The organism is Halomonas sp. BC04, from assembly GCF_000568385.1.
In genome coordinates this window covers 1-5,172 of the sequence record NZ_AZQX01000221.1, presented here as the reverse complement: position 1 = coordinate 5,172, position 5,172 = coordinate 1, and the positions used below count along the sequence as shown (strand labels likewise).

Here is a 5,172-nt window from a genome sequence, read left to right as displayed (position 1 = left end):
GAGGCGGTCGGCATGGTACATTTTGTCATGGCGGCTGTAGCGGTTGATTCTGGATTAGGCCCTTGAATCATAACCGATTTACAGCCGCTCTTTGCATGTCTGGTGCAATTTCCGGGCTAGGCATTTTGACGGCCCTTCAGCATTTGCTGGCGCCGCGCCTTCAGGCGCTCCTCGTCGAGCGTCGCTCCGCAGGCCTCATGGACTTCCCGCAGGAAGCGCCTGGGCCTGCCGCGCCAGGTGCCCCCCAGTAGCGTGGCCACGGTCAATATCTCCAGGATCCATTGCGTTTCCACCTCTTTGAGCGTGCTGAGTTGTTGCCGATGGCTGGGCCAGTCGATATCCAGTTGCCTGTCGTTGATGTCGAAGGCGTCGAGCAGGCGGGAGAGCATATAGACGTGGTTGGAGTGGGCATCCTGATTGCGCATGATCAGCTCACCCATGCCGTGAAGGATCGCTTCTCGTGCGCTGCCGCCTAGCCGATCTTGGTCGGTCTCCAGGTGCTGTAACAGGGCTTCTATCGTGTAGGGGCCGAGGGCCTGGATCTTGGCCTTGCGCATGATGCGCCAGGTAATGATGGCGTTCCAGATGGCATAGAGCGGTCCGGTAACCAGCGGCAGCAGCCCCCGCAGGGCCATGCGGCCGAAGATGCGGCGCAGCAGCACGCGCAGGATAAAGCTGCTGACCCCGACCTTCATGCGGTACATGACCGAGATGACCGCCAGCTTCCAGCGGCCCATCTGGCATAGGGGTCGATGCCATAGAGGCGGTGCCTTGGGCTGGGTAACTCCAGTGCACCCGTGCCATGCCGCTCAGTAGTAGCCGCGCGTGCTGACTGCCCTGAAGGGGGATGCCTGCGACCCGGCAGGTTCGGGCGACACCGCGCAGGGCATTCCAATAGAGGAAGAGGATCTCCACGGCGCTGACCACGCCCGACACCGCGAAGAAGCCGGCCCAGTAGGGGAGCTGCTCCATCAGGGTCATGTCCTGCATGCCATCGAGCATGCCCTGGCGCATGAACCATTCCATACCGCCGATGATGGCCCCCGAGAGGATACCCGCAATAGCCGACCAGATTATCGTCCGGCGTCCTATCCTACTGAGAGCGGCCAGCTCTTTGCCATGGAGCTCACGCTGCGGATAGCGCTCTCTGGGGCACTGCTTGCGAAGATGATCAGCCGCGAGACGTTCGAGGATATTGGGTTCCGGCGAGTACTGCTGGTCCGGGGCCCGGGAGGAAACGGTTTCTGCCATAGGGGATGGACCAACCTCGGGTGGCTGCAAGAGTCGATATCATGATGCTCAGGGTAGTCGCAGATATGAGGATGGTACGAGACGTTGAGGTCGGTTACGAGGCGAGGCTGTAGAGCAGGCCACAGGCCACAGGCCGCGCCGTGGCGCGGCATGTGGCCTGGGGAGTTAATCGTCGCGCCGCATGCAGTTGTCGTAAAACGCCACGGTGGCGGGCCAGTCGGTGAAGATGCCGTTGATGCCGGCATCCTGGACCAGCACGTCCAGTGTGATCAGCTTGTCGCCTTCCCGGCGAATGACATCCTCGGTGGTGCTGTGGTACCACTGGCCGCCTGCCGCCAGGGGGCCAGAGCGCTCCAGGGTCCATGTCATCAGCTCGAGTCCCGCTTCCTTGGCACGCTCGGTATAGATCGAAGGGACGATCCGGCTGTCGTCTTCGCCGAAGTCGGGGTTCGACGCCAGTAGCATCCAGGTCGGCGGGGCGATGGTGTGTACGCCCATCTCGACGAGCGCTTCCATGTTAGGCGACCAGCTGTCCGGGTCGGCGTGGTCGAAGCCCTCGTCGTTGTAGCGCCCGTCCAGGTAGTAAGCCTGTTCGCCGAATTCGGGCTCGTTCTCGAGCCAGTACAACACGTCGTCGAGCAGGAAGGACTGGGCATAGACGTCGCTGGAGGGGACTCCGGCCTCCTTGTACTCATCGATCATCTTCTGGGCGTAGTCTTCCTGAGAGAAGCCGTTGAAGGGCATCTCCACGCTGGGCTCCTTGAGCTCCGGGGTCATTTTCACGCCCAGGTCCTTGAACAGCGCAATGGTATCGGCGTGGCTCATCAGGGTGCCGCGGGTGGCGTAGAGGTCCGAGCGCCAGCGGGGGTTGCCGTCAAGGTACTCCTCGATGCTGGTGGCCTCGCGGTTGGCGCCTTCCATGGTGCCCTGCAGGGTGCGGAATTCGGCCAGGGTGATATCGCTGGTGCAGCACTGGATATCGGCGGCATTGGTCAGCTCACCGCTGTCGGGGTCGAACTCAGGGGGAACGCTGCACTTCTCGACGAGATCGGTCTCGACGATATTGGTGGTGTAGTGCAGGTCGCACTGGCCATGGCGACAGACCAGCTCGTGGTCGGCAGTGAAGGTCACATCGCATTCTATGATGCCGGCGCCGCCCTGGGCTCCGGCGAGATAGGACTCCAGGGTATGCTCGGGAAACTGAAGGGGAGCGCCACGGTGGGCAATGGTCAGCTCGGAAGGCTGCCAGTCGGTGTTTTCCGCGGCGCAGCGCATCAGCCTCGACTTGAGTTCCCGTTCTCGTGTGGTCTCTTCGCTCATGTCGTTGACCAGGAACAATGGCCGCGGCCCGAGGGTCACGTTCTTGGCGGCTGCGATCAGGGTGTCGTCCCACTCGGGGTTATTGGCGTCGTCGGCGTGGGTTGCCGAGCCGAGCACCAGGCAGAGTACCAGAGCAGTGAGACTGCCCAGCAGGGTCAGGTTTTTTTTGGTCATGGCGTTTCTCGCTCGCTTCCTTGTTAGCGTTAGGGAAACCCCGATTGTCAGCGCCGCGCGTGACAAGCCCGTGGCGGGCTGAAGACAGTCAGGGGAAACCTTTATCAGCGTAGAAGCTTTGCCGCACTCTGCGAGTGGTTAGACCATCAGGCGCGACGTAATCAGGGCAGCGGTATGGCGTTGACTTCCTTCGGGCAGTGATAGCCCCGTTGCACCGCCGGCCTGGCGGCTATCTCCTGATACCAGCGTTTCACGTTGGGGTAGTCGTTGAGGTCGATGCGCTGCCACTCGAAGCGGGATACCCATGGCCAGGTGGCCATGTCGGCGATGCCATAGTCGGTGGCAAGGTATTGTGTCTCGCCGAGTCGTCTGTCGAGGACGCCGTAGAGCCGCTGTGCCTCGCCGTGAAATCGCTCCTCGGCATAGGGCGCCTTCCCCGGGTTGAAGTGCAGGAAGTGGTGGGCCTGGCCCAGCATGGGGCCGATACCGCCCATCTGCCACATCAGCCACTCCAATGTACGGTGGCGGCTTTCCAGATCATCGGGCAGGAAGCGCCTGCTCTTCTCAGCGAGATAGATCATGATGGCGCCCGACTCCATCAGCGTGATGCCGGTCTCATCGTCGCGAATCGCCGGGATCTTGTTGTTTGGGCTTATCGCCAGGAATGCGGGATCGAACTGTTCGCCTTGGGTAATATCCACGGGATGGGCGCGGTAGGGCAGGCCGAGCTCTTCCAGCAGGATTGAAACCTTGCGGCCGTTCGGGGTAGTCCAGGTCCAGAGGTCGATCATCGTCGTTTCCTTGCCGTCCATTGATGATTCAAGGAAGGTTGGCACAGCCAGGGGGGGCTTGCCATCCGGACCTAGGAGCCTGTCGGATTTGACCGGATCTCGCAGTAGATCAGCGTTAAGTCCGACAGGCTCCTGGTGAACACTGTTCGGAAAAGATTGACCAGAGCAGGAAAGCGATGCTATTTAGCGCTACCGGCAATGTCTGCCGGAGCGATCATCGTAATCTCCGAGGGTTTGTAAACATGCCGCTGCGCCGCTGTTTGCCCATACTGCTGGTGGCTCTCGTCGTCACCGGTTGTGCCAGTAACACCACCATTGCTCCGCGTTACACCACGGAGAACCCCGATCTCTTGAGAATCGGCGGTGACCGCCCATCCAACCCGGTCGTGCGTACGGAAAATGCCGGCTCCTTCTGCGTCGAGATCACCGAGCGCTGGAACGAGCACGGCAAGACACCCGACGGCCAGGTGCTCTGGGCGAAAGATACGCTGCGTAAGGTCGTCCCTTGCCGCTAAGGAATCACAGCACAAATGCCTACGCGAGCGAATCGCTGCGTTGCGCGGTGCTGGTGCGCCAGCCCGGTCGGAATCCTCACCTATACCCCATAGGCTCCGGTTGACTCGAAACCTTCGGTTTCTCACTCCTCCGGAGCCATCCTTCGGATGTTTGTCGCTTCGCTCGGTTCTGTGCGCCGTGCGCCTTGCGACCCACAGGGATGTGGGAAGTGCGTTGATTCGTAGGGAACGAATCTAGCCGCTTCATCTCGCTCGGCGATTTGTTCAGCGATTCCCTAACCGTTCTGCACGATAGGTGAGTTCGTTGCCATATTCAGGCCCGGTGCGTCAGCATCCGGCTTTTTATTGTTCATCGCTATTCTTCGGTATTTCCTATCGCTGTGTCAGTTTCCGCACCGAGGAAGGGGGGAGCCGAATCGGGGGCATGACCCGCCTTCTTACGCCCCGGTGAAATGCAGTTCAAGCGGCTCCTCGGCAGGCACACAGGTGCCTCGTCCGGGCTCGAGGTGGGGGCGCAGAATCGGCTCCATGCCTTTGAGCACCTGTACCGGTAGCGCCGAGGTGAAACGGAAGCGGTCCGACTCACTGCCCGCCACATAGGCGGTGAGGGTGCCGAAATGGTTGTCGCCGAGATAGAAAACGAAGGTGGCGGTGCGGTTGCGTGCCCTGGAGTCGATGACCTGGCCGCCTCGGGTCACGGTCTCGAAGCGGTTGTTGCCGGTGCCTGTCTTGCCGCCCAGGGGCAGGGCGGACCCATCCTCCAGGGTAAAGCTGCCCTGAAGTCGCCGGGCGGTGCCCCATCCACCACACTGGAAAGTGTCTCGCGTAGTGTTGCCGCCACTTCCGGTTCCATGACCTGACGGGCGAGTCGATCGGAGGGCTGGAAGCGGGTTTCGTAAGGCGTATCGGCCGCGAAATGCAGGTCGTCGATGCGCAGCGTCGGCAGCCGCACACCGTCGTTGAGGATGATGCCAATCAGCTCGGCCAGGGCGGCCGGGCGATCCCCGGACGAGCCCACCGCGGTGGCCAGCGAGGGAACCAGGTGCTCGAAGGGGTAGCCCAGGCGCTGCCAGCGCTGATGAATGTCGAGAAAGGCCTCGACTTCCAGCATGGTTCGGATT

5 protein-coding genes and 2 pseudogenes are annotated in these 5,172 nt (G+C 61.6%); 1 reads left to right on the top strand and 6 read right to left on the bottom strand.

Annotated elements, in window-relative coordinates; all coding sequences use genetic code 11:
- Window positions 1-116: 116 nt before the first annotated feature.
- From Q427_RS29000 to Q427_RS15310, 4 genes and pseudogenes are all read right to left on the bottom strand, one after another.
- Entirely contained in the window at window positions 117-737 is a 621-nt protein-coding gene (locus Q427_RS29000; protein ID WP_051496421.1) for an LBF_2804 family protein, read from the bottom strand.
- Between the two features lie 91 nt (window positions 738-828).
- Window positions 829-1,251: pseudogene (locus tag Q427_RS36955) on the bottom strand (LBF_2804 family protein); the annotation flags it as partial.
- A 165-nt stretch (window positions 1,252-1,416) separates the two neighbouring features.
- Entirely contained in the window at window positions 1,417-2,745 is a 1,329-nt protein-coding gene (locus tag Q427_RS15315; RefSeq protein WP_043515459.1) for a glycerophosphodiester phosphodiesterase family protein, read from the bottom strand.
- A 161-nt stretch (window positions 2,746-2,906) separates the two neighbouring features.
- On the bottom strand, window positions 2,907-3,536 hold the full coding sequence (locus Q427_RS15310) for a glutathione S-transferase family protein (protein WP_043515456.1): 630 nt from the start codon (window positions 3,534-3,536) through the stop codon (window positions 2,907-2,909).
- Between the two features lie 242 nt (window positions 3,537-3,778).
- On the opposite strand from Q427_RS15310, the gene Q427_RS15305 reads away from it, so the two are divergent.
- The gene (locus tag Q427_RS15305; protein ID WP_043515454.1) at window positions 3,779-4,051 is read left to right on the top strand and encodes a hypothetical protein; all 273 of its coding nucleotides are present in this window, start codon (window positions 3,779-3,781) and stop codon (window positions 4,049-4,051) included.
- A gap of 437 nt (window positions 4,052-4,488) precedes the next feature.
- Here the strand turns inward: Q427_RS15305 and Q427_RS32400 are convergent, their stop codons facing one another.
- Window positions 4,489-4,749, bottom strand: coding sequence for a hypothetical protein (locus Q427_RS32400; protein ID WP_043515452.1), 261 nt, complete (start codon window positions 4,747-4,749; stop codon window positions 4,489-4,491).
- Window positions 4,746-5,172 (bottom strand): annotated as a pseudogene (locus tag Q427_RS32395) (hypothetical protein); the annotation flags it as partial. The pseudogene Q427_RS32395 and the gene Q427_RS32400, both read right to left, overlap by 4 nt.